Source organism: Streptomyces sp. NPDC020731 (assembly GCF_044334705.1).
GTDB lineage: Bacteria > Actinomycetota > Actinomycetes > Streptomycetales > Streptomycetaceae > Streptomyces.
This window is the reverse complement of sequence record NZ_JBIRTN010000001.1, coordinates 79,049-101,301: the sequence shown is the minus strand read 5'-3', so window position 1 is coordinate 101,301 and position 22,253 is coordinate 79,049. Positions and strand designations below refer to the sequence as shown.

19 protein-coding genes and 2 tRNA genes are annotated in these 22,253 nt (G+C 71.8%); 5 read left to right on the top strand and 16 right to left on the bottom strand.

All coding sequences use genetic code 11. From position 1 onward, the window contains the following. Positions 1–41: 41 nt before the first annotated feature. Both ACH4VX_RS00465 and ACH4VX_RS00460 read left to right on the top strand, forming a co-directional pair. Positions 42–1,307 (top strand): cytochrome b/b6 domain-containing protein, encoded by a 1,266-nt coding sequence (locus ACH4VX_RS00465; protein ID WP_398364621.1) that lies wholly within the window; start codon positions 42–44, stop codon positions 1,305–1,307. Then, positions 1,304–2,914 carry an NADH-ubiquinone oxidoreductase-F iron-sulfur binding region domain-containing protein gene (locus tag ACH4VX_RS00460; protein WP_398364619.1) on the top strand — a complete coding sequence of 537 codons (1,611 nt, stop codon included), beginning with the start codon at positions 1,304–1,306 and terminating at the stop codon, positions 2,912–2,914. Before ACH4VX_RS00465 ends, ACH4VX_RS00460 begins: the two co-directional genes overlap by 4 nt. 124 nt (positions 2,915–3,038) lie before the next feature. Here the strand turns inward: ACH4VX_RS00460 and ACH4VX_RS00455 are convergent. The 9 genes from ACH4VX_RS00455 to ACH4VX_RS00415 form a co-directional block, all read right to left on the bottom strand. Further along, positions 3,039–3,111, bottom strand: a tRNA-Ala gene (locus ACH4VX_RS00455). A 142-nt stretch (positions 3,112–3,253) separates the two neighbouring features. After that, the gene (locus tag ACH4VX_RS00450) at positions 3,254–3,487 is read right to left on the bottom strand and encodes a hypothetical protein (protein ID WP_006136074.1); all 234 of its coding nucleotides are present in this window, start codon (positions 3,485–3,487) and stop codon (positions 3,254–3,256) included. 3 nt (positions 3,488–3,490) lie between these two features. Then, the gene (locus ACH4VX_RS00445) at positions 3,491–3,664 is read right to left on the bottom strand and encodes a hypothetical protein (protein ID WP_398364617.1); all 174 of its coding nucleotides are present in this window, start codon (positions 3,662–3,664) and stop codon (positions 3,491–3,493) included. 201 nt (positions 3,665–3,865) lie between these two features. Next, a tRNA-Ala gene (locus ACH4VX_RS00440) sits at positions 3,866–3,938 on the bottom strand. Between the two features lie 132 nt (positions 3,939–4,070). Then, positions 4,071–4,745, bottom strand: coding sequence for a histidine phosphatase family protein (locus ACH4VX_RS00435; RefSeq protein WP_398365380.1), 675 nt, complete (start codon positions 4,743–4,745; stop codon positions 4,071–4,073). Next, a complete protein-coding gene (gene rsfS, locus ACH4VX_RS00430) occupies positions 4,736–5,182 on the bottom strand; it encodes a ribosome silencing factor (protein WP_398364616.1) in 447 nt (148 codons plus the stop codon). Before rsfS ends, ACH4VX_RS00435 begins: the two co-directional genes overlap by 10 nt. Positions 5,183–5,275: 93 nt before the next feature. Next, positions 5,276–6,967 (bottom strand): LCP family protein, encoded by a 1,692-nt coding sequence (locus tag ACH4VX_RS00425; protein ID WP_398364615.1) that lies wholly within the window; start codon positions 6,965–6,967, stop codon positions 5,276–5,278. A 16-nt stretch (positions 6,968–6,983) separates the two neighbouring features. Further along, positions 6,984–7,622 carry a nicotinate-nucleotide adenylyltransferase gene (nadD, locus tag ACH4VX_RS00420; protein ID WP_398364613.1) on the bottom strand — a complete coding sequence of 213 codons (639 nt, stop codon included), beginning with the start codon at positions 7,620–7,622 and terminating at the stop codon, positions 6,984–6,986. A gap of 61 nt (positions 7,623–7,683) precedes the next feature. Beyond that, a complete protein-coding gene (locus tag ACH4VX_RS00415; RefSeq protein ID WP_398364611.1) occupies positions 7,684–7,848 on the bottom strand; it encodes a hypothetical protein in 165 nt (54 codons plus the stop codon). Positions 7,849–8,208: 360 nt separating this feature from the next. Between ACH4VX_RS00415 and ACH4VX_RS00410 the strand changes: the two genes are divergently transcribed. Further along, on the top strand, positions 8,209–9,336 hold the full coding sequence (locus tag ACH4VX_RS00410) for a M48 family metallopeptidase (RefSeq protein ID WP_398364610.1): 1,128 nt from the start codon (positions 8,209–8,211) through the stop codon (positions 9,334–9,336). A 302-nt stretch (positions 9,337–9,638) separates the two neighbouring features. Here ACH4VX_RS00410 and ACH4VX_RS00405 read toward each other — a convergent pair whose 3' ends face one another. The 5 genes from ACH4VX_RS00405 to proB form a co-directional block, all read right to left on the bottom strand. After that, positions 9,639–10,712 carry a hypothetical protein gene (locus tag ACH4VX_RS00405; RefSeq protein WP_398364608.1) on the bottom strand — a complete coding sequence of 358 codons (1,074 nt, stop codon included), beginning with the start codon at positions 10,710–10,712 and terminating at the stop codon, positions 9,639–9,641. A gap of 87 nt (positions 10,713–10,799) precedes the next feature. Beyond that, complete coding sequence (locus tag ACH4VX_RS00400; RefSeq protein WP_398364607.1) at positions 10,800–11,399, bottom strand: hypothetical protein; 600 nt, start codon at positions 11,397–11,399, stop codon at positions 10,800–10,802. Between the two features lie 72 nt (positions 11,400–11,471). Continuing rightward, positions 11,472–12,758 (bottom strand): glutamate-5-semialdehyde dehydrogenase, encoded by a 1,287-nt coding sequence (locus ACH4VX_RS00395; RefSeq protein ID WP_398364605.1) that lies wholly within the window; start codon positions 12,756–12,758, stop codon positions 11,472–11,474. A 172-nt stretch (positions 12,759–12,930) separates the two neighbouring features. Then, the gene (locus ACH4VX_RS00390) at positions 12,931–13,398 is read right to left on the bottom strand and encodes a hypothetical protein (protein ID WP_398364604.1); all 468 of its coding nucleotides are present in this window, start codon (positions 13,396–13,398) and stop codon (positions 12,931–12,933) included. A 133-nt stretch (positions 13,399–13,531) separates the two neighbouring features. Beyond that, on the bottom strand, positions 13,532–14,659 hold the full coding sequence (gene proB, locus ACH4VX_RS00385; RefSeq protein ID WP_398364602.1) for a glutamate 5-kinase: 1,128 nt from the start codon (positions 14,657–14,659) through the stop codon (positions 13,532–13,534). A 213-nt stretch (positions 14,660–14,872) separates the two neighbouring features. Between proB and ACH4VX_RS00380 the strand changes: the two genes are divergently transcribed. Together ACH4VX_RS00380 and ACH4VX_RS00375 are read left to right on the top strand one after the other, a co-directional pair. Continuing rightward, entirely contained in the window at positions 14,873–16,267 is a 1,395-nt protein-coding gene (locus ACH4VX_RS00380; protein WP_398364601.1) for a polysaccharide pyruvyl transferase family protein, read from the top strand. Between the two features lie 119 nt (positions 16,268–16,386). Beyond that, positions 16,387–18,471, top strand: a complete 2,085-nt coding sequence (locus ACH4VX_RS00375; RefSeq protein ID WP_398364599.1) for a hypothetical protein — start codon at positions 16,387–16,389, stop codon at positions 18,469–18,471. A 187-nt stretch (positions 18,472–18,658) separates the two neighbouring features. Here the strand turns inward: ACH4VX_RS00375 and ACH4VX_RS00370 are convergent, their stop codons facing one another. Beyond that, on the bottom strand, positions 18,659–19,855 hold the full coding sequence (locus ACH4VX_RS00370; RefSeq protein ID WP_398365378.1) for a glycosyltransferase family 2 protein: 1,197 nt from the start codon (positions 19,853–19,855) through the stop codon (positions 18,659–18,661). A gap of 205 nt (positions 19,856–20,060) precedes the next feature. Next, on the bottom strand, positions 20,061–22,136 hold the full coding sequence (locus ACH4VX_RS00365) for a hypothetical protein (RefSeq protein ID WP_398365376.1): 2,076 nt from the start codon (positions 22,134–22,136) through the stop codon (positions 20,061–20,063). Between the last annotated feature and the right edge of the window lie 117 nt (positions 22,137–22,253).

Below are 22,253 nucleotides of genomic sequence, written 5' to 3'. Positions count from 1 at the left end.
CCGGTGTGCCCGCTCCGCGTCGCGACGCCGGGAGGTAGGTCGTGAGGCCGGACGACAGCACGGCGGACGACTGGCTCGCCGAGTTCCTCAGCTTCGGTGTGGGCGTCCTGTCCCTGGTCTGCCTGAGCTGCTCGGTGATCTGGGGACTCGTCGCCCAGGACCGGATCCTGCTCGGCCCCCGTCAGCGGATCCTGGCGCAGGCGGTGCACCGGACGACCGCGGTCGCCTCGGTCCTCTTCCTGCTGGTGCACATCGGCATCAAGGTGGCCCAGGAGCACACCACGTGGATCGCCGTGGTGATCCCCTTCGGGCTGGCCCTCACCGACGACGAGGCCGTCACCGGCAGGGCCTTCCTCATCGGGCTCGGCACCCTCGCCGGCATGCTGATGATCTTCGTGGGCATCACCGGTGTGCTGCGCAACCGCTTCGCCTCCCCGGCACCGGTCGCGGCCCGCTGGCGGGCGATGCACATGCTGGCCTACCCGGCCTGGTGCGCCGCGCTGGTGCACGGCCTCTACGCGGGTCGAGCCGCGAAGCCGATCTTCCTGATCCTCTACGGGCTGTCCATGGTCGGCGTCATGGCGGCCCTCGCCGTGCGCGCCTCCCCGCCCCGCGTGAAGCGCAGAATCGCCGACCGGATCACCGCGCTGCTCGGCACCGCCGACCAGCAGCGGGGCCGAGAGGAGCAGTTGGAGGAGAGCAGGTCCCGGGCCGCCGAGGCCCCCCTGCCGGGATACGGCGGCGGGCGCGGCTCCGCGCGGGGCGACCGGCGCCCGCGCGGGGACGGCGACCGGCGGGGCGAGCGCCCGCTGTACGAGACCGCCGAGCGCGCCCCGGAACCGGCGAACGGCTTCGCGGCCGCCTACCGCGCGGTGTCGACGCCCGGCGGGCCGGCCCCCGGGCAGACGCCCCTCACCGACGCGACCGCCCGCATGGAGCTGCCGCTGGACATGCAGCCCACGGAGGCCGTCCCGCGCGTGGACGGCCCCTCCAGCACCTCGGGCAACTGGCCGATCCCGTCCCCGCCGCCGGTCGGCGAGGCCCCGCCGTCGGCGTACGACCCGCTCCAGGACACCGGATACAACATCCCGGCCTATGACAATTCGGCCGCCTCCGGCTTCGGTTCAAGTGATGTGTACGACACCGGTGAGACGAACGGCCTCTACGCCACGTACAACCCGAGTGACACGTACAACAGCGGTCCCGCCAATGAACCACTCCCCGGTGCGTCGCCCTCGTCGTCCTACGACTTCGACGCACCGGGTTCGGGCGAACCTTGGAACACGCCGTCCGGAGGCTATAAGTGAACGAGGCCCTGCCCGACGTACCCGAAGTCCGCGTGGTCGGTCTTCCCCAGCTCACGTCGGGTTTCGACCTTGTCGACCGGCTCGATCTGCCCATGCACCTCAAGGTGCACGGGCCGCTCGAGCCCTTGGGCGGTGAGCAGCTCGCGCAGCTCGCCGAACGCATCAACCTCAGGGGCCGCGGCGGCGCGGGGTTCCCCTTCCACAGGAAGCTGCGCTCGGTCGCCGAAACGGCGATCAAGCGCGGCGTCCGGCCGGTCGTCGTCGTCAACGGCAGCGAGGACGAGCCGGCCTGCCGCAAGGACACGGTGCTGATCAACCGTGCCCCGCATCTCATCCTGGACGGCGCACTGCTGTGCGCCGAGGCCATGGGTGCCCGCACGCTCGTGGTGGGGGTCACCCGGGAGTCCACCCAGCGCTCCATGGAGGCCGCGCTCGCCGAACGCGGCCTGAACAACGGACGCCGCTCCGCGCTGCGCGCCCGCGTGCAGCGCAACCCGGTCCGCATGGTCACGGGCGCGGCGGCCTCCCTGATCCGCTCCATCGACGGCGGTCCGGCCGTCCCGCCGGGCCGCAAGACCAGCGCCTCGAAGAACGGCGTCGGCGGCGCGCCCACGCTGCTGTCCAACGCCGAGACCTTCGCCCAGCTCGCCATCGCCGCCCGCATCGGCCCGGAGCGGTACTGCAACACCGGCCTGTACGACGAGCCGGGCACCGTGATGCTCACGGTGTCCGGGGCGGTGGCCCGCCCCATGGTGATCGAGGTGCCGACAGGTGTGCCACTGCGTTACGTCCTGCAGCTCGCCGGTGCCCCGCCGGTGCCGCAGGGAGTGCTGACGGGCGGCTACCACGGCAAGTGGATCGACGCGGCGACCGTCAACGAGGCGATCGTCTCCCGCAACTCCCTGGACGCGGTGGGCGGTTCGCTGGGCGCGGGCGCGATCCTGCCGATCAGTCAGGACACCTGTCCGCTGGGCGAGTCGCTGCGGGTGGCGCAGTGGCTGGCCGAGGAGAGCGCGGGCCAGTGCGGCCCCTGCTATCTGGGGCTGCCGGCCGCGGCGCGCGGCCTCGAGGACATCCTCAACGGCGGCGGTCCCGCCGCCCTGGAGGCGGTCAAGCAGGTCGCCAAGAACGTGAAGCGGCGCGGGGCGTGTTCGCACCCGGACGGCTCCGCGATGTTCCTGGAATCGACCGTCAAGGCGTTCCCCGACGACCTCGCCGCGCATGTCCTCGGCAACGGCTGCGGACGGCCCGTGGCGGGCGTCCTGCCGCTCTTCGAGGGGGGCAGGGCCCCCACGGGCGTCCCGGGCGGGGGAGGCGAGGAGAACGGGCCCAGCCGCCAGAAGATCTACGTCGACTGGACACTGTGCCGGGGCCACGGCCTGTGCGCGGACATCCTCCCGGAGGTCTTCCAGCTCGGCGCGGACGGCTTCCCGACGGTGGCTCAGGCCCAGGTGCCGCGTTTCGCGGAGGCGAAGGCGCTGCGGGCGGTGCGCCGCTGCCCGGCGCTGGCCCTGCGCGTCGAGGACGAGGCGCCCCAGGCCAAGGCGCCGTCCCGGAATCTGCCGGTGCTCTCGCAGGGGCGCGGCCGGCGCGCCCTGGGCCGCTGACACGGGTCCGCCCTCGCGACCGGCGAGGGCGGACACCGCCGGCGCCATCGGACACCACCGGCTACGACCGGACACAACCAGCGAGGGCGGACCATCCATTCGGATGATCCGCCCTCTACTTCTGTGGAGCTAAGGAGAATTGAACTCCTGACCTCCTGCATGCCATGCAGGCGCTCTACCAACTGAGCTATAGCCCCTCGACTTCACGCGGCGGAGCCGCATGTTGCCCGCGTCGCCCGGTTTCCCCGGCGGCGACGCCAACTTTACACGGTCGACCCGGGCCAACACCAAATCGGTTTCACTTGGCTCGCCTATGTCCAGAATTGCCCCTGCCGAGGGTTACGCGGTCACGAACGAATAGAAGCGCTTGAGTGTGCAGTGCTCCTCCAGCAGCCGGCCGTAGATCGGCTCCCCCTCGAGTTCGCGGTACGTCTCGATGGGGTCGCCTTTTATGATCAGCGCCCGCGCGCATTCCTCGCACCAGTACTGGTAGTCGGGATTGATCGGCTCCATGTCCCGGACGATCGGCGTCCCACTGCCGCACCAGTCGCACTTCCGCCTGTGTGCACCCATCGATCAGCTCCAGCTGTGGCCGCAGGCCGTGCACACGTAGGAGATCCCGCCGTTGTCGCCGAGTACCTGGGCGACGTGCCCGGAGCCGCAGGAGGGGCAGCTGAGGCGGGTCGAGGTCCGTCGCGTCGACACCGCTCCGAGAAGGTGGTCGACCTCCTCGAGGATGCTGCCAGGCATCACCACTCCCTCCCGTCGGGCCGCGCCCCCTTCCGGCCGTTTGATTCTGCCACGGCCGGGCCGACACGGTCAGCGACGCCGTGGTACCGGTCGGGACACGGCTCGACACCTCACAGAGGTATACGCGCTCCGGAACCGTGCTGCTCACCGGCGGGCAACGAAAAATCCCGCCTCCCTGGGGGAGACGGGATCTTCGTCATGTGGAGCTAAGGAGAATTGAACTCCTGACCTCCTGCATGCCATGCAGGCGCTCTACCAACTGAGCTATAGCCCCTGGTTGTCACGCGAGGTGACCACCTGGTGTTCCGTCCCGCTCGGCGGGGCGAACAAGAAGAACTTTAGCCTGCGACCTGCCGGAAAGCGAAATCCGGGTCCCCGGGCGCCCCGGGGCCGGATCGAAGCGCGCTCAGTCGTCGTCGCCGAGCACCGGTTCCGGCAGGGTGCCGGCGTTGTGCTCGAGCAGCCGCCAGCCCCGGGCGCCCTCACCGAGGACGGACCAGCAGCAGTTGGTGAGACCGCCCAGGCCCTCCCAGTGGTGCGGGTCGAGTCCGAGCAGCCGGCCGATGGTGGTGCGGATGGTGCCGCCGTGGCTGACCACGACGAGCGTGCCGTCCTCCGGGAGCTTCTCGATGTGCCTCAGCACCACGGGGGCGGCGCGGTCGGCGACCTCGGTCTCCAGTTCGCCACCGCCCCGGCGGACCGGCTCGCCGCGCTTCCACGCGGTGTACTCGTCGCCGTACCTGGCGATGATCTCGTCGTGCGTCAGGCCCTGCCAGACGCCCGCGTACGTCTCCCGCAGGGCCTCGTCGTGGGTGACGTCCAGGCCGGTGAGCGCGGCCAGCTCGGCGGCGGTGGCCGCGGCCCGCTTCAGGTCGGAGGCGACGATCGCGTCGGGCTTCAGCCCCGCGAGCAGGCGGGCGGACCGGCGGGCCTGGGCGACGCCGGTCTCGGTGAGGTCCACGTCCGTGGAGCCCTGGAAGCGGCGCTCCACGTTCCAGGACGTCTGGCCGTGCCGCCACAGGATGACGCGGCGGCCCCGGCGCGCGGACCCGCTCACCTCACCGGTGGCGCTCACCGCCAGTCACCACCAGGCTCCGCCGCCTCCTCGGCCTCCTGCAGCTTCGCGTGCTCGGCGGCCTTGCCGCGGGTGGCCTTGGCGTCCTCGGGCAGCCCCAGCTCGGGGCAGTCCTTCCACAGCCGCTCCAGGGCGTAGAAGACGCGCTCCTCGCTGTGCTGGACGTGGACGACGATGTCGACGTAGTCGAGCAGCACCCAGCGGGCTTCGCGGTCGCCCTCGCGGCGGACCGGCTTGGCGCCGAGCTCCTTGCTGAGCCGCTCCTCGATCTCGTCGACGATCGACTTGACCTGGCGGTCGTTGGGCGCCGAGGCCAACAGGAAGGCGTCGGTGATGGACAGCACGTCACTGACGTCGTAGGCGACGATGTCGTGCGCGAGCTTGTCGGCGGCCGCCTGGGCGGCGGTGGTGACGAGCTCGAGGGAACGGTCGGTTGCGGTCACTACAAAGCTTTCGATCGGCGGACACTTGCTCCCAAGGGTCTCACGGACCGCCGGGCGCACCCTCCGCATTACGGAGTGTGCGCCCGGAGCGCGCTACGAGCCGGGGTCGTAGTCCTGTCCGAGGACGACCGAGACGCGGGCGTTCGCGGAGACCTCGCCCTTGGCGACGGAGTCGGCGGGCAGCCCCAGGGTCTTGGCGACCTCGGTGGCGTTCTCCTTGTCGGCGGCGTCCGCGTAGACGACCTCCGAGGTCGCCTCCGAGGCGGCGGCGGTGCCGGCCTCCCGGAAGGTGAAGCCGCCGTTGAGGAGCACCACGCGGGCCTTCTCGGTGCGGTTCTCCACCCCGGTGGCGTTGCGTACGGAGACGCTGACTGCGGCGTCCGGGTCGGGGCTCTTCGCGGTGCCGCCGAGGACGTCCTTGACCACGCTGTCGCTCGCCTCCGCGGTGAGCGTGCCGTCGTCCCGCACGGGCAGCACGGCGGTCTTGTGGTCGCCGCCCTTGGCGAGCTCGGAGAGCCGGGCGAGGAAGGAGCCCAGGTCCTTGTCGGTGAGCGGCGGCTCGATGATCTGCCCGAGGGTCTGGATGGTGGTCGTGGCGGCGTCCGGGTCGGAGGTCATCTTGCGCAGGACGCCGTGCAGGACCTGCCCGAACCGCTCCAGCTGGGCGTTCTGGGTCTCGCCGGAGCCGCGGTGGGTGGCGTAGGCGACGGCCGTCTTGCCGCTGAGGGTCTGGCTCTTCCCCTTCCTGACCAGGGGCGCCTCGCCCTTCTTCTCGGCGTCCGGGTCGGGCACGTCGGTGTCGGTGTCGATCTCGATGTTGCCGACGAGGTCGACGAGGGTGAGCAGGAACGGGGTGTCCAGCCGCCAGGTGCCCTCGATGTCGGTGCCGAGGACGGTGTCGAGGGCGGTCCTGGTGCCCTCGGAGCCGTCGTCCTCGACCGACTTGGCGAGCGTGGTGGTGGTGCCGTCGTCGGCGGTCAGGGCGAGGGAGTTGGGCAGCAGGACGGTGGTGCCCTGCTCGGTGGTGGTGTTGTCGACGAGCAGGGCGGTGGCGGTTCCGCCGTTGGCGGTGTCGTGCAGGTGCACGACGATCACGTCCCGCTTCTGCGCGCCCGCGGCCGTCGTGGTGCCCGTGCCGGAGCCGGAGCCGGACAGGCCCGGCAGTTTCCCCGCGTACCAGAGGTAGCCGACACCGCCGGCCGCGACCAGGGCGAACACCACGACCAGGGCGACGATCCGGCTGCGGGCGCGGCGCTTGGCCTCCTCCCGGCGCTCGGTGCGGTTCTCGGTGAACTTCATCCAGTCGATGACGTCCTCGGAGTCGCCGTCGGGCTCCTCGACGAAGGCGAACTGCTCGGTGCGGTAGTCCGGTGCGGGCCCGGCGGGGTCCTGCTCGTCCTCGGCCGGGCCGGGCTGCTGCGGGATGTGCGCGGTCTGCTCGGTGACGCGGGGCTGCTGCCCGGTGTGCGCGGTCTGCCCGTAGGGGTCGTACGGGGTGCTCTGGCCGCCCTGGCCGCCCTGCTGGGTGCCGTAGGAGTCGTAGGACGGCGCCTGCGGCTGCTGCGGGGCCCCGGTCCCGGTCCCGTAGGGGTCGTACGAGGGCTGCTGATGTCCGCCCGTGTTGTACGGGTCGTAGCCGTAGCCCTGCTGCTGGTAGGCGTCGTACTGCTGGGCCTGTTGGTCCGTGGCCTGGCGGTAGACGGGCCGGCCGTACTCGTCGTAGCCGACGAGCTCGTACGGGGTGCCCCCGTCGGCCCCGTACCCCGCGTCGTATCGGTCGTTCACCGGTGCCCCTCTCGGCTCACTCGCCGCGGTACAGGTCGCGCTTGTCGATGTAGCGCACGACTCCGTCCGGCACCAGGTACCAGACGGGTTCCCCCTTGGCGACTCTCGCACGGCAGTCCGTCGAGGAGATGGCGAGGGCGGGAACCTCGACGAGCGAGACACCGCCCTCGGGGAGGCCCGCGTCGGTCAGATGGTGGCCGGGCCGGGTCACGCCGATGAAGTGTGACAGGGAGAACAGTTCCTCGCTGTCGCGCCAGGTGAGGATCTGGGCGAGGGCGTCGGCGCCGGTGATGAAGAACAGGTCCGTGTCCGGGTTGAGCGCGCTCAGGTCGCGCAGGGTGTCCACGGTGTAGGTGGGGCCGCCGCGGTCGATGTCGATGCGGCTCACCGAGAACTGCGGGTTCTCGGCGGTCGCGATGACCGTCATCAGATAGCGGTCCTCGGCGGCGGAGACCGCGCGGTGGCTCTTCTGCCACGGCTGGCCGGTGGGGACGAACACCACCTCGTCGAGGCGGAACTGCGCGGCGACCTCACTGGCCGCCACCAGGTGCCCGTGGTGGATCGGGTCGAAGGTGCCGCCCATCACGCCGAGACGGCGCCTGCCCTGCCACGCCGGGCCGCTGCCGGGGCCGGTAGGCATGTCCTGCTCTCCCATGCGTGCAGACCCTACCGGCCCGGCCGGAGAACCCCGTCCGCCAGGGCGGCCGGCGGACGGCTCAGCGGTCGCGGTTGAAGCGGGTGGTGATCCACAGCAGGAGCAGCAGGACGAACAGGGCGCCGCCACCGGTGAAGTAGGGGTTGAGGCTCTCGTGGTTGCCGCTGTGCTCTCCGCCCTCGGCGGCAAGGGTGGCGAACTGGGCAGCTGTGACGGGGATGCTCATCTTCGGCAGGACCTATCGCGTGTGGGCGGGTTAAAGACGTCGGCTCATCGTAAGCGGGCACCTTCGCGCCGATCACGCCGACTCCGCCGTTGCGGGCGCGGTGGCGGGCGGAAGGAACCTTCCCCGCCGCTCAGTCGTCCTTCCGGCTGTAGCCACGCAACAGGAACCACGCGGTGAGCGCACAGCCCACCAGCATCACGATCAGAAGCACCCTGAGCAGAACCCCCGCACCTCCTCGGTCGTCCCGTCGTCCGTCACTGCCGGTCCACGGTGACTCCGCCTAGGCTGGGCTTCGCCGCGGGGGAGCCAAGGGCCGCACAAGGGGCCGCAAAGGGTCACGCAGACGCACATGGGGGATACATGTCCGACGGCCATCAGCACAACGGGCACGAAAGCGTGCCGAGCAGGCAGCGCAGGCGCTTCCCCGGGATCTCCACGCGGGCGTACGAGCATCCGGCGGACCGTTCCGCGCTGGTGGCGCTGCGCAAGCTGACCGGTTTCGACACGGTGTTCAAGGCGCTGAGCGGTCTGCTGCCCGAGCGCAGTCTGCGGCTGCTGTTCCTGTCCGACTCGGTGCGGGTCTCGGACCGGCAGTTCGCGCATCTCAACGACATGCTGCGGGACGCCTGCTACATCCTGGACCTGGAGAAGGTCCCGCCGATGTACGTCAAGCAGGACCCGAGTCCGAACGCGATGTGCATCGGCATGGACGAGCCGATCATCGTGGTGACCACGGGTCTGGTGGAGCTGCTCGACGAGGAGGAGATGCGGGCGGTCGTCGGGCACGAGGTCGGGCACGCGCTGTCCGGGCACTCGGTGTACCGGACGATCCTGCTGTTTCTGACGTCGCTGGCGGTCCGGGTCGCGTGGATCCCGCTCGGCAACGTCGCGATCATGGCGATCGTGACGGCGCTGCGCGAGTGGTTCCGCAAGTCGGAGCTGTCGGCGGACCGCGCGGGGCTGCTGGTCGGCCAGGACCCGCAGGCCTCGATGCGCGGCCTGATGAAGATCGCGGGCGGCAACCATCTGCACGAGATGAACGTGGACGCGTTCCTGGAGCAGGCCGAGGAGTACGAGGCCGGGGGCGATCTGCGCGACTCCGTGCTGAAGATCCTCAACGTGCTGCCCCGCTCGCACCCGTTCACCACCGTGCGGGCGGCCGAGCTGAAGAAGTGGGCGGCCTCCCGTGACTACCAGCGGATCATGGACGGTCACTACCCGCGCCGCGACGAGGACAAGGACGCCTCGGTACGGGACTCCTGGCGGGAGTCGGCGAGCAGCTACGCGGACGATGTGCGCAACTCCAAGGACCCGCTGATGAAGCTGGTCAGCGACATCGCGGGCGGCGCCGGGGACCTGGGCGGCCGGGTCCGCCGCGGCTTCGGCGGTTTCACGTCCTCGGAGCCGAGGCCACCGAAGCCGGGCCCCCAGGGGCCGGACACACCGTCGGGTGCGGAGGGCGACGAGCCGCCACGCGACGGCGCGTAGGGCCGGCGGGGCTGCGGGCGGTCGGGCGGTCGGGCGGGAACCCGCGTTTCCCGCCCGTGACCCGGGTCGGCCCTGCGGGGTGTGTCCCACCACGCCGCCGCACGACCGCGCGGGGGGCCGGCGGGCGCGAACCCGCCTTCCGCCCGTGCCCCGGGCGGGCACGGAGCGGGATGTCCCACCGCCCCTGTGCGTGGCACCCCCCGGAAGGGTGACAAGCAGGGATCGCGCGGGCGGTACGCAACGGCGCCGCCCGCCGAAGCCGAGTGGCGCGGCCCGCCGAAATGACGCGGCGCCGCCCGCGCTCACAGCTTCGGCTGTGCGCCCGGTGCGAGGGAGCCGCACAGGGCCGGGGTGCTGCCCGTGGCGTACGGGTCGGTGCCGGCGGGGGCGGTCTCCTTCGCCGTCTGCCCCGCCAGCAGCGGGCGCAGCCGGGCGGCGGAGTCCTCGGCGCAGGACAGCGGGCCGGCCTGGACGTGGGCGACGACGAGTTCCGCCTGGTGCAGGCGCAGGTCGTCGCGGTCGAAGCGGAAGTGCAGCTCGCGCCGGACGGTGAACAGCGACGCCTCGGCGTCCCGCTCCGCGCCGGCCGGGCGCAGCGCGTAGACGAACGTGTGGTCCGTGGTGACCTCGAGGGTGGCGGAGTCGGTCTCGGCTGCCTGCATGGTGCCCTGGACCCGGATCTCGCGGTCCGCCAGCCGCACGCGGGCGGGGTCGAAGCGGACCAGCCATCCGGTGGGCGCGTGCCGTCCGTCGGCGGTGGGCCGGTCGAAGCTCTGGTCGAACTGGTCCAGCTGACCGGAGTCGAGCAGTGTCCGCACGGGCCGGATCTCGCCGCCGGTGAGCACGCCCGGGTCGAGGGCGGACCGCACGAGGTAGTCCTTGGCGGTGAGCAGCGCGCTCACCACCTGGCCGTCGGAGAAGTGCGCGGTGCGCCGGGACGCCGGGAGCGGCACCCCCTCGGCGCCGGGCCGGAACTGCGCCGCCGGACTGTGCGCGTACAGCCGTTCGACGTCGGTGGTGCCGGGGACCTCGCCCTGCGGGGCGAGCGGGATGACGGTCATCCGCAGCGGCTCGGCGGGTTCGTCGGCGGCGGGGCTCCGGTAGGGGTGACGTACACCCATGTAGACGGCGGTGCCGAAGGCCACGGCGATCAGCAGGACCAGGATCAGCGCCTGCCGGGACAGGCCGCTCCGGCGCATCGGCGGGCGGCGGCGTACGGCGGGCGCGTGGTCGGTGATGCGCTGCTCGGCGGAGTACTCCTGGAGCCGGGCAGCACGGACGAAGGACTCGTCGAAGACGACGGACCTGTACTCGTCCTCTCCACCTCCGGGGGCTCCCTCGGGCGTCCCCTCGGGCGGGTCCGAAGGCCCTCCCATATCTTCAGGGTAGGTCCGGTGAGGTCCCGGTAAACGCCCGGCCGGGGCACAAGTTCTGACAGGTTCTCATCAGGCCGACGGCCGGTCTCAGGGGTTGCCGCGCGGGATCACCGGGACGGTCGGCCGGGAGTAGTCGGCCGACGCGGAGGGCGCTGCGGAGGGCGCCGCCGCGCCGCCCTGCTCCACGCCGGTGGTGGTGGGTGGCGGGGCCGGGTCCTGGCGGTGGGAGGAGGCGCCCCGGTAGACGGCCGAGAAGGCGAGCGCGACCATGCCGATGCCCATCATCAGGGCGAGCATCCAGGCGACGGGGCGGTGCCAGCGCACCTGCCTGCCGTACGGGCCCGGGGAGCCGTAGTCGTCCTCCAGGGCGTCCTCGTCGTCCGGGTCGTAGCCGGAATCGCCCCGGTAGCCGCCGTACCCGTCGTCGTGCCGCTCGCCGCGCGCACGGGCCCGGTGGGCCTCGGCCTCGGAGGCCTCGGCCCTGGCCTGCGCGGCGGCCAGGAGGCGTTCGACGGCGGTCGGCTCGTGCACCTCGGCCGCCCGCACGAAGGACTCGTCGAAGACCACGGAGGCGAACTCTTCGTCCGACACCCCGCGGTCGTGGTCGTCGTCGGGCTCCCAGCCGTCAGGGAACGGCGTGCCCCCCACGTCCTCCGGCACGGATCCAGAGTAGACCTGGGGGGTCATTTTGGGCAGACCGTATGGAAATTCGTCCGTCCGCCGAGACGGTCCCGCCGCCGCTGCCCCTCCGTGCCCGGGTCAGCGCCGTACGTGACCGTCGCCGGTGACGATGTACTTCGTGCTGGTCAGCTCGGGCAGGCCCATCGGCCCCCGGGCGTGCAGCTTCTGCGTCGAGATGCCGATCTCCGCGCCGAAGCCGAACTGGCCGCCGTCGGTGAACCGGGTGGAGGCGTTCACCGCGACCGTGGTGGAGTCCACCAACTGGGTGAAGCGGCGGGCGGCCTGCTGCGAGGTGGTGACGATGGCCTCGGTGTGACCGGAGGTCCACAGCCGGATGTGCTCGACGGCCCGGTCGAGGGAGTCGACGACGGCGGCGGCGATGTCGTGGGAGAGGTACTCGGTCTCCCAGTCCTCCGTGGTGGCCTCCACGACGGTGGCGCGGGAGTCCTTGGCGTACGCCATCACGCGTTCGTCGGCGTGCACGGTGACGCCGGCGCCGGCGAGGGCGTCCAGGGCGCGCGGCAGGAACTCGGCGGCGATGTCCTGGTGCACCAGGAGGGTCTCGGCGGCGTTGCAGACGCCGACCCGCTGGGCCTTGGAGTTGACCAGGATCTCCACCGCCATGTCGAGGTCGGCCGCCGCGTCGACGTAGACGTGGCAGTTGCCGGTGCCGGTCTCGATGACCGGGACGACCGACTCCTGGACCACCGTGTTGATCAGCGAGGCGCCACCGCGCGGGATGAGCACGTCGACCAGGCCCCGGGCACGCATCAGCTCGCGCACGCTGTCCCGGCTCTCACCGGGCACCAGCTGGACGGCGTCGGCGGGCAGCCCGGCGCCGTGCACGGCGTCGCGCAGCACCCGCACGAGCGCGGTGTTCGACCGGTACGCGGAGGACGAGCCGCGCAGCAGGACCGCGTTGCCGGACTTCAGGCAGAGGGCGGCGGCGTCCACCGTGACGTTCGGGCGGCCCTCGTAGATGATGCCGACGACGCCGAGCGGCACCCGGACCTGGCGCAGGTCGATGCCGTTGGGCAGCGTGGAGCCGCGGACGACCTCGCCGACCGGGTCGGGCAGTGCGGCCACGTCCCGCACGTCGGCGGCGATCGCGCGCACCCGCTCGGGGGTGAGGGTGAGCCGGTCGATCATGCCCTCGCCGATGCCGGCCTCGCGGGCCCTGGCCACGTCCTGGGCGTTGGCCTCGACGATTTCACTCGTACGGACCTCCAGCGCGTCCGCGATGGCCAGCAGCGCGTCGTCCTTGGTGGCCCGCGGCAGCGGCGCGAGGGTGGCGGCGGCCCCCTTGGCCCGGTAGGCGGCCTGGCTGACCGGGGACATCGAGTCGTACGGCGAGAGCGTGGTCATGGGGGAAGGGTAGTGCGACGGGGACCGGCGTCCGGCTCTTGTCCCATTTCCCGAGACGGAAGCCCCTTTTTGCGCCCAAACCGGCGCCGCTCCCGCGGACGTGGCCGCTCGCCGCGGGGGTTGCTCGATCGATGGCGGGGACCGCGGTCGATGGCGGGGACCGCGGTCGTTCTCAGAACGGATGGACACCGACGGGGGTCGCGAGGGCCGGGCCGTACCCCGCCGCGAGGCGCTGGTGGTAGGTGGCCCGGTCGATGACCTCCAGGCCGACGATCTCCCAGGGCGGCAGGCCGGCGGTCTGACGGTGTTCGCCCCACAGGCGCAGCGCCACGGCGGCCGCGTCGTGCAGGTCGCGGGCCTCCTCCCAGTAGCGGATCTCCGCGTGGTCGTCGGCGTAGCGGCTGGTCAGCAGGAAGGGGTGGTCGTGGGCGAGCTGTTCCAGCGCCCGCCGGACCTCCGCGACCGGGGCCGGTTCGCCGGAGACGCTGAGGGTGACGTGCCACAGGCGCGGCAGGTCGCGGGGTTCGCCGCCGCCCTGGAACCGGTCACCGGCCGCGACGCTGCTCAGGGCGCGCTCGTCGCCGGCCGCACGGGAGCCGGCACCGCGAGACGATGTCGTCCCCGGGCGCACTCGTCTCACGACGGCCTCCTTCACGCGCGGACCCACCCGGTGGTCGGGCGGATGTGTCCTCGCAAGAAAGTTGAGCAGGCCGTCGGGGATCGCGGGGCACTTTTGCGGAACGTCCACCACCGAGGGCGGACGATTCGGCACATTACGGATGCAGGACCACCAGATCGTCCCTGTGTACGACCTCACGTTCGTACTCCGGTCCGAGATCCCGGGCGAGTTCATGGGTCGAGCGGCCGATCAGGAGGGGGATCTCCTTGGCGTCGAAGTTGACCAGCCCCCGGGCCACCGCCCGCCCCTCACCGTCCCGCAGCTCCACCGGGTCGCCCGCGCTGAAATCGCCCTCGACGCCGGCGATCCCGGCCGGCAGCAGCGACTTGCGGCCCTGGACGACCGCGCGGACCGCGCCGTCGTCCAGGGTGAGCGAGCCCTGTGGGGCGGACGCGTGCTGGAGCCACAGCAACCGGTCGGCGGAGCGGCGGCCGGTGGGGTGGAAGTAGGTGCCGGTGTCCCCGCCGGTGAGGGCGTCGGCGGCGTGCACCGCACTTGTCAGCACCACCCGGATGCCGGCGGCGGCGGCGATCGAGGCGGCCTCGATCTTGGTGACCATGCCGCCGGTGCCGACGCCCGCCTTGCCGGCGCTGCCGATCTCGACGTGGGCGAGGTCCGCGGGGCCCCTGACCTCGGCGACCCGCGAGGTGCCGGGGCGGGAGGGATCGCCGTCGTAGACGCCGTCCACGTCGGAGAGCAGGACCAGCAGGTCGGCGCGGACCAGATGGGCGACGAGGGCGGCGAGCCGGTCGTTGTCGCCGAAGCGGATCTCGTCGGTGGCGACGGTGTCGTTCTCGTTGACGATCGGGAACGCGCCCATCGCCAGCAGCTCGTCGAAGGTGCGGGAGGCGTTGCGGTGGTGGGCGCGGCGGCTCATGTCGTCGCTGGTCAGCAGCACCTGGCCGACCCGGACGCCGTAGCGCGCGAAGGAGGCGGTGTAGCGGGCGACCAGCAGTCCCTGGCCGACACTGGCGGCGGCCTGCTGGCGGGCCAGGTCCCTGGGGCGGCGGCGCAGGCCCAGCGGGGCCAGACCGGCGGCGATGGCGCCGGACGAGACGAGGACGACCTCCCGCTCTCCCCCGCTCCGGGTCCTGGCCAGCACGTCGACGAGCGCGTCCACGCGATCCGCGTCCAGACCACCCGCCGCGGTGGTCAGCGACGAGGAGCCGACCTTGACGACGATCCTGCGCGCCTCGCCCACGGCCTGCCTTGCCCCTGCCACTTTGCCGCCCGTCCCCTCACGTCGTCCGATCGCCCCGCCAGGCAATCTACGCGAAGCGGATCGGACCGCGCTCGGCCGTTCCAGCCTCCGGACACACACACCGTGACCGTTCACTCACGCCACGCGCCCGGTGAAAAGGTTGCGTTGGGTGGCCATGGAAATCAAACATTCCGAAAACGTATTCTGAACGGTGTGCCACACAACGTTCGCCGTATGAAACGCATCCTCCTCAGATCGGGGAAGAGCCCCTATGACGCCCTGTCGGTGGAGGAGGCCCTCCACCGCGACGTCATCGCCACCAACTCCGGCAACCTGATCTTCAGCGATGCCGCGCACAAGATCCTCGAGACGCCCCACACCGAGGTGGTCTCGAACGAGATGCGGACCGAGCTGGCCGCGGCGGCGCGTATCAACGAGGAGTACGACGCCTTCGTCGTGCCGCTGGCGAACGCCTTCCGGCCGTCCTTCGAGCCGGGACTGAAGCGGCTCACGCGGCTGATCGGCCGGCTGAAGATCCCCGTGGTCGTCCTCGGGGTCGGCGCGCAGACCGGGCTGAACTACGACCCGGCGCGGCTGAAGCCGATGGAGCCGTCCGTGCGCGCCTTCGTCTCCGCGGTGCTCGACCACAGCGCCTCGATCGGGGTGCGGGGCGAGTTCACCGAGAAGTACCTCAACGACATGGGCTTCCGCGACGTCGAGGTGATCGGCTGTCCGTCACTGTTCATGTACGGCAAGGAACTCGTCGTACAGAAGCGGACGCAGGAGCTGACCGCCGACTCGCGCATAGCGATCAACGGCTCGCACAGCGCCGTACGCAAGCTCGGCATGGGGCGGATCATCTCGCGCACCCACGCGCGCTACCCGAACCTGCGGTTCATAGGCCAGAACCTCAGCGACGCCAAGCAGCTGCACTGGCGGGACCTGTCCGACCCGAACGGGAAGGTCACCGCGATGCCGACGCATCCCGACCACCCGATGTACCGGGAGGGCAAGGCCCGCGTCTACGTCGATCCGGTCACCTGGATCGACGACCTGCGGGACTTCGACTACTCCTTCGGCTCGCGCATCCACGGCAACATCGCCGCGCTGCTGGCCGGTACGCCCGCGACCGTGCTGTGCGCGGACTCGCGGACGCTGGAGCTGTGCCGCTACTTCGAGATCCCGCACCGCCGGATCGACAAGCTGCCCGAGGACGTCGACCCTGCGCGACTGTACGAGGAGGCGGACCTCGGCGCGCTGACGGGCAACCACCACGAGCGGTTCGAGCGGTTCACGGCGTTCCTGGACCGCAACGGCCTGGAGAACACCTTCTCGCACGGCGACGGTGGCGCGGCCTTCGAGAAGAAGCTGCGCTCGCTGGACTTCCCGGCGGGAGTGCGCCCCTGGACCGACACCGACCTCGCCTCCCTCGCCTCCCGCATGGGCTGGTTGAACAACCGGGTGGGCGAACTGACCGAGGAGAACACCCGGTTGCGGCGGGACCTGGTCCGGGCGAAGGCCGGCGCGCGCAAGTCCGTGGCCACGCCGGCGACCGCGTCGGTGTACCGCCGGGCCCGCCGTGTGGTGGGCGCCCCCCTGCGCCGGGCACTGCAGGGAGGCCGGAACTAGGGTTTCGGGGGCCGTAGCACCCCTGGTCACTCCATACGACGAGGACACCCGCGTGTCGTCCGGAGGTCGGCGCGCGTTAACCCGGGCGCCCGTCCTGCGTCGACCCTGGAGTGACCGCAGTGCCCGAACCCTCGTCCCCTCGGCGGCGGACCGCCGCCCAGTTGCTCGTTCTCGCCGTTCTGACGGCCGCTTTCGTCGCGCAGGCCGTCGCCGCGCTGCGCCCCCATGTGCCGCTGCTGCTCGTCTCGACCGCCGTGTCCCTGGCGGTCGAGGGCGTGCTGTACCGGTGGCAGCCCGGCATGGTGTCGCTGTTCGCCAAGTCGCACGCGGACATCACCGTCCGCCATGTGCTGCGCGATCTGCTGCTGGTGGTGGGCCTGCTGCGGCTCGGCGAGCAGCACCGGGAGACGCAGTACGCCCCCCTGGTCGCCGGGCTGCTCGTCTTCTACGCGCTGCACTGCACGGTCCAGGCGGTGTCCGTGCTGGTCCGCCGCACCCGCACGCTGCCGGTGCTGACCCGCAACATCGACGCCTCGGCACTGCGCCTGTCCCCCGCCCCGGCCGCGCTGCTGCGCCGCCCCGGCCCCCGGCTGCTGGTGTTCGGCCTGCCCGCCACGGCCGGGCTGACGGCGACGGCGGTCACCGACGACGCCCGGTACGCGGCGGCCGGTGTCGCGCTGGCGCTGCTGCTCACGTCAGCGGGCCTGGGCGCGCTGCTGCTGCGGCTGCTGCCGGGGCGGCGTCCGGCGGGCGAGCAGGAGGTGCTCGACTGGTTCGACGGGTGGCTGGCCGAGTACCGGCCGACGGTCGGCCTGTACTTCTCCGGCGGCCTCTCCTCCGCCTATCAGGCCAACATGTGGCTGGAGCCGCTGGCCGGGCTCGGCGGGCGGCCGGTGATCGTCCTGCGGGAGCGGTTCATGGTGCCGAGGATCGCGGCGACCGACATCCCGGTCGTGTGCCTGCCGAAGGTGTCCACGCTGATGCGTCTTGAGCAGTCCACGCTCCAGGTACTCATCCACCCGTCGAACTCCGGCAAGACCTCCCAGGTGCTGCGGATCCCCACGATCAAGCACACCTTCGTCAACCACGGCGAGAGCGACAAGCTGTCGTCCTGCAACCCGTACGCGAAGGCGTACGACGAGGTGTGGGTGGCCGGTCCGGCGGCGCGTGAGCGGTACGCGCTGGCCGAGGTGGGGGTCGAGGACAAGGACGTGGTGGAGATCGGCCGCCCGCAGCTGGACGCCGTACGCCCGTACGCGGGTCCGCCCACCGGTGCCCGCGACGGAGCCGCTGACGGACACCGCGTGACCGTGCTGTACGCGCCGACCTGGGAGGGCTGGGACGGCAACCCGGGCAATACGTCGGTGGTCTCGGCCGGCGAGAACCTGGTGCGGGCGCTGCTCGCCGATCCGGGGGTGCGGCTGCTGTACAAGCCGCATCCGCTGACCGGCTCGGTGGATCCGCGGGCGGGCGCCGCCGACCGGCGCGTGCGGGAGCTGATCCGGGCGGCGAACCGGGAGCGGTCCGGGGCGCGTCCCGCGCCGTCGGGGGAACTGGCCCGGCGCACCGCGGAGTTGGAGCGGCTCACCACGGCGGTGTTCCGGGCGGGGGCCGATCAGGTCGAGCGGATGCTGGTGCAGTCCGCGCCGGAGCCGGGCCGGGCGCAGGCGGTGGCGCGGGCGACGGCGGCCTGGGAGGAGGCGTACTGGGCGTCGCTGCCGGAGTGGGAGCACCAGGTCGTCACGGACGCCCGGCCCGAGCTGTACGCCTGCTTCAACGTCGCCGACCTGCTGATCAGTGACGTGTCGAGCGTGATCAGCGACTTCCTGGCGAGCGAGAAGCCGTACGCGGTGGCGAACACCAGCGGGCTGCCCGAGGAGGCGTTCCGTACGGCGTTCCCGACGGTGGCGGCGGCGACGGTGCTGACGCCGGACGCGGCCGGGGTGCCGGCCCTGCTGGAGTCGGTCCGTGACCCGGAGAAGGACGGACTGGCGGGGGCCCGCGCGGAGTTGAAACTCCGCCTGCTGGGCCCGGCCGAACCGTCGTCCCAGCGGCGCTTCGCCGCGGCCGTCCAGGCCCTGTGCACGGCGTCCCAGGCCCACAGGACCCGCGCCACGCACTCCCTCACCGCGGACCTCCCCGTCCAGCGCCAGGAGACCACCACGGCACACGGCACGAACCCGGCCGCCCCGCGTCTCGTCTAGGGGGTGTCGTTTGGATCAGGCCGGCTTCGGGCGACGGCGCCTCACAGCCGAGCCGGGCGGGGTCCGGTGCGTGCGGCCGCGAGGCGGAGGAGGGAGTCGACGCGGAGCGTCGAGGACCGACGACAACGCCGCGGAGGTGCGTGCCGGACCCCGCTCGGCTCGGCAAGATGCGAACGGCCCCCCGGGCTCAGGCCGCCGCGGGGGTCAGCAGGCGGCGGGCCTTGCGGGTGGCGCGGCGCAGCAGGGAGTCCGCGCCGTCCGCGCGGTAGCCGGGGACCCCGCGGGCCTCGCGCGGGGAGGCCAGGTACACGGAGTCGGGGATGCCGGCCGCGCGGTCGCGGAAGTGCGGGTAGGCGAGGTAGACGCGGCGGCCCCGCCGCTCCAGCAGGGCCTGCGGCTGCTTCTTCTCCCGGACGAACCGCAGGACCTCCATGAGGAGTTCCAGCCGCTGCCCGGCCACCAGGTGCAGCCGCAGCCGCTCCTCGACCTTCAGCCGCCGGGCGACGCCCTCGGTCCAGTGGACGTCCATCAGCGGCCGCGCCAGCTCCAGTTTGCGCCACCGGACGTCGTCGGTGTCCTTGAGGAACCGGGGGCCGAACTGGGGCAGCAGGGTGACGGTGAAGGGCCGCACCATGAGCAGGTCGCGGCGAGGGCCCTCGGGGACGAGGCCGGCGATCAGGTTCATCAGGGCACGGGCGGAGTCGAACCGCAGGGTGTAGCCGCCGCTCTTGGTGACGTGTTTGCCGTCGTCGCGGCCCACCAGGTAGTAGCAGGTGTAGTCGGCGATCACGGAGACGCCGTCGGCCCGCAGATATGCCTCCATGGTGAACAGCGCGTCCTCGCCGGTGAACAGGGACTCGTCGAACCGTATGCCGTGCCGGTCGAGTAACGCGCGGCGGAACAGCTTCTGCGCGCTGAGCGTGAACTTGATGGAGGACGAGTAGACGTCGGTGCGCTCCAGCGTCTTGCCCCACATGGACTTCGGCGCGCCCCGGTTGACGCCCTCGATCCGGCCCAGCACGACATCGGTGCCGGCCCGGTCCGCCATACCGACCATCCGCTCGAGGGCCTCGGGGCCCAGCCGGTCGTCGGCGTCCAGGAAGAAGACGTAGCGCCCGACGGCCTTGCCCAGGCCCACGTTGCGCGGGCCGCTGGGGCCGCCCGAGTTCTCCTGCCGGAGCACGGTGACCGGCATGGGCGCGCGGGCCGCGAACTCCTCCAGGTACTCCCCCGTGCCGTCGGTCGAGCCGTCGTCGACCGCGATGACCTCGATGCGCTCCGGGTCGATGGTCTGCGCCTCCACGGAGGCGAGGCACTCGACCAGGTACGGCATCGCCTCGTACGCCCCGATGACCACGGTGACATCAGGCTGCGCCATGGCCACTTTCCCCCTCGTCACGGGTCATTCCCCCCGTTATTGCCTCATTCTCTATTTGTTAGATGCCTGTTCGAGGCGAGGGGTTGCGTCGGACACACGTTTTAGTGACCTACGTCACAAGGTCGCCGCCGGTCTGTCGGGTACGCGAAAGGGCTCGGTCCCCGAGGATCAACTCCTCGGGGACCGAGCCCTGTCGAGCCCGCCGGGCCGGTCAGCCGGCGTCGACGCCGTCCGCCTCACCGGCCGCCGACGTCCGCGGCACGGGCACCGCGTCCGCCAGCTCCACGTCGGGGCCGCCGGTGGTGATCCGGGACTCCTGGCCGAGGTTGCGTGTCTCGGCCTTCAGCGCGAGCTGCCCGACCGCGGTGTTGAACTGGTCGATGGACTTCGGCTCGTCCGGGCCGAGCAGATAGCGCTTGAGCTCCCCCCGGTCCTCGGCCAGCGGGTCGGCGGCCGGGTCGCGGACCGCGTCGAGCAGTCCGCCGAGCTCCTTCGCGCCGTTGGACAGGATCACCGCGGCACGCACCGCCGTGTTCTGCCGCTTGAACTCCTCCACGCCCAGCTCGGCGGAGTCCGTGACCGCGTACGGCTTGCCGCTGGCGATGAAGTCGGAGACCACGCTGGAGATGTCGGAGACCATCGCGTCGGAGACGTTGAAGCAGTCGTACAGCCGCGGCTCGGCGCCCGTGATGACGCGGTGCTCCCAGTCGGGGAAGGAGCGCCAGTACGCGGCGTTCCACTCGGCGCGCAGCCGGGCGGTCTCCTCGTGCCGGGTCACGTCGGCCACCCCGTCGCGGGATGCCTCGGCCTCGTCGCCCTTCTCGGTGCCGCCGGTCAGCTCGGCCAGCCGGGCCTCGATGCGCGCCAGCTCGGCCCCGGCCTCGGCCTGGGCGGCGGCGTCGGCGGTGAAGCGCGGGTCGGCGGCGCGCGCGGCGGCGGCCTTCTCGATCAGCGCGGTGATCCGCTGGTGGGCGGCCTTCGCCTTCGGGCTGCGGGTGCCGGTGAAGGGGTGCGGCTTGTACAGGACCCGCACCGGCGGGTCGGCCTTGACCAGCTTCTTCACGATGTTCTCGCCGGCCAGCAGGATCGAGGTGTTGCCGGGGTTGTCGTCCCAGCCCTCCCAGGTGGGGGCGTACAGGACGGTCGGCATGCGGTCGCCGGGGACGCCCCGCCAGGGCTGGATCGGGGCCAGCTGCGGGCGGCCGACCTCGACGATGTCGTCGTCGCGGACACCGACGTCGGCGATGGCGTAGCGGTCGCGGCCCGCGCGGCCGGCCGTCCACACCTCGTCGTAGACCTTGCTGAACGGGTTGACGCTGGCGAGCTTGTCACTGTCGCCGTGGCCGATGAAGACGTGCTTCATGGTGGGCACGCGCAGCATGTGGATGTTCTTGCCGACGTTCGCCGCGTACAGCGCGACGCGCACCGTGGACAGGTCCATGTTCATCAGGTGCACCCCTCCGGGCACGCAGACGACGGGGACCGTGGTGGGCGCCAGGTTCTGCAGGATGACCCGCTCGCGCAGCAGGACCAGCGGACGGGTGTCCAGCTGCTCCATGGTCTCCAGCCACATGTTGACCTGGTAGGCGGAGTCCCTGGAGCCGGAGAAGTACAGCACGGTCTCCGGGCGGTACTCGCGCAGCCAGTCGTCGACGGCGTCCAGCACCTTCTCCGGGGTCGGCGGGGTCTTCCGGCCGCGCACGTAGGGCAGCAGGGCGAGGACGTACAGGACGCCCGCGGCCACCGTGACGCCGATACCGGTGTAACCGACGGCGGCCGACTCCAGGTAGGCGCCGAGGAGTATGCCGACGACCGCCGCGAGGTCGAGGTGGAGCATCTTCTCCGCGGGCCGGTTCAGCAGCACCTGCGGCGGCGCGTCCGGGATGCGGATGCGGGAGGCCAGGTCGACGTTGCGGGTGGCGACCGGCATCCGGCGGCGGTTGCGGATCAGCGTGGTGAGCGCGCCGTGCGGGGCCTGAAGACCGTAGAAGGCGATGAAGCAGGCGATCGCCCCGTAGTAGATCAGGTTGTCCGCGAGGGACAGACGGGCCAGCAGCAGGATCAGCAGCAGCTGTCGGATCAGGAAGCGGATCGACAGACCGGCCCGTACCTTGCTGAGGCGGCTGACCAGATAGCTGCCCTTGCGGTGCAGATAGTGGTCCGCCAGGTACGTCACGGCGGCCGCTGCCGCGAAGGCGGGGATGCTCGGGACGAGCGCGGCCAGCATGAGGCAGGGAAAGCCCAGCATCACGAGGACCGCCGCGGCCAGCTCGGCCGCGCTGCCCACCCGGGCGACGCGAATAGCGGTGGATATCACGGATAACCTGCTCTTGGAGGGGGGTGCCGGTTTTGTGCCTGTACGCAATTCGGGAGGTACGGATTCAGGCCCCCGCGAACTCCCGTC

Bases quoted from the DNA above. Each gene is read 5' to 3' on its own strand.
- ACH4VX_RS00450 (WP_006136074.1), bottom strand. From the start codon at position 3,487: ATGGGTGCACACAGGCGGAAGTGCGACTGGTGCGGCAGTGGGACGCCG.
- ACH4VX_RS00445 (WP_398364617.1), bottom strand. From the start codon at position 3,664: ATGCCTGGCAGCATCCTCGAGGAGGTCGACCACCTTCTCGGAGCGGTG.
- nadD (WP_398364613.1), bottom strand. From the start codon at position 7,622: ATGGGAGAGCAGGACATGCCTACCGGCCCCGGCAGCGGCCCGGCGTGG.
- ACH4VX_RS00415 (WP_398364611.1), bottom strand. From the start codon at position 7,848: ATGAGCATCCCCGTCACAGCTGCCCAGTTCGCCACCCTTGCCGCCGAG.
- ACH4VX_RS00410 (WP_398364610.1), top strand. From the start codon at position 8,209: ATGTCCGACGGCCATCAGCACAACGGGCACGAAAGCGTGCCGAGCAGG.
- ACH4VX_RS00405 (WP_398364608.1), bottom strand. From the start codon at position 10,712: ATGGGAGGGCCTTCGGACCCGCCCGAGGGGACGCCCGAGGGAGCCCCC.
- ACH4VX_RS00400 (WP_398364607.1), bottom strand. From the start codon at position 11,399: ATGACCCCCCAGGTCTACTCTGGATCCGTGCCGGAGGACGTGGGGGGC.
- ACH4VX_RS00395 (WP_398364605.1), bottom strand. From the start codon at position 12,758: ATGACCACGCTCTCGCCGTACGACTCGATGTCCCCGGTCAGCCAGGCC.
- ACH4VX_RS00380 (WP_398364601.1), top strand. From the start codon at position 14,873: ATGAAACGCATCCTCCTCAGATCGGGGAAGAGCCCCTATGACGCCCTG.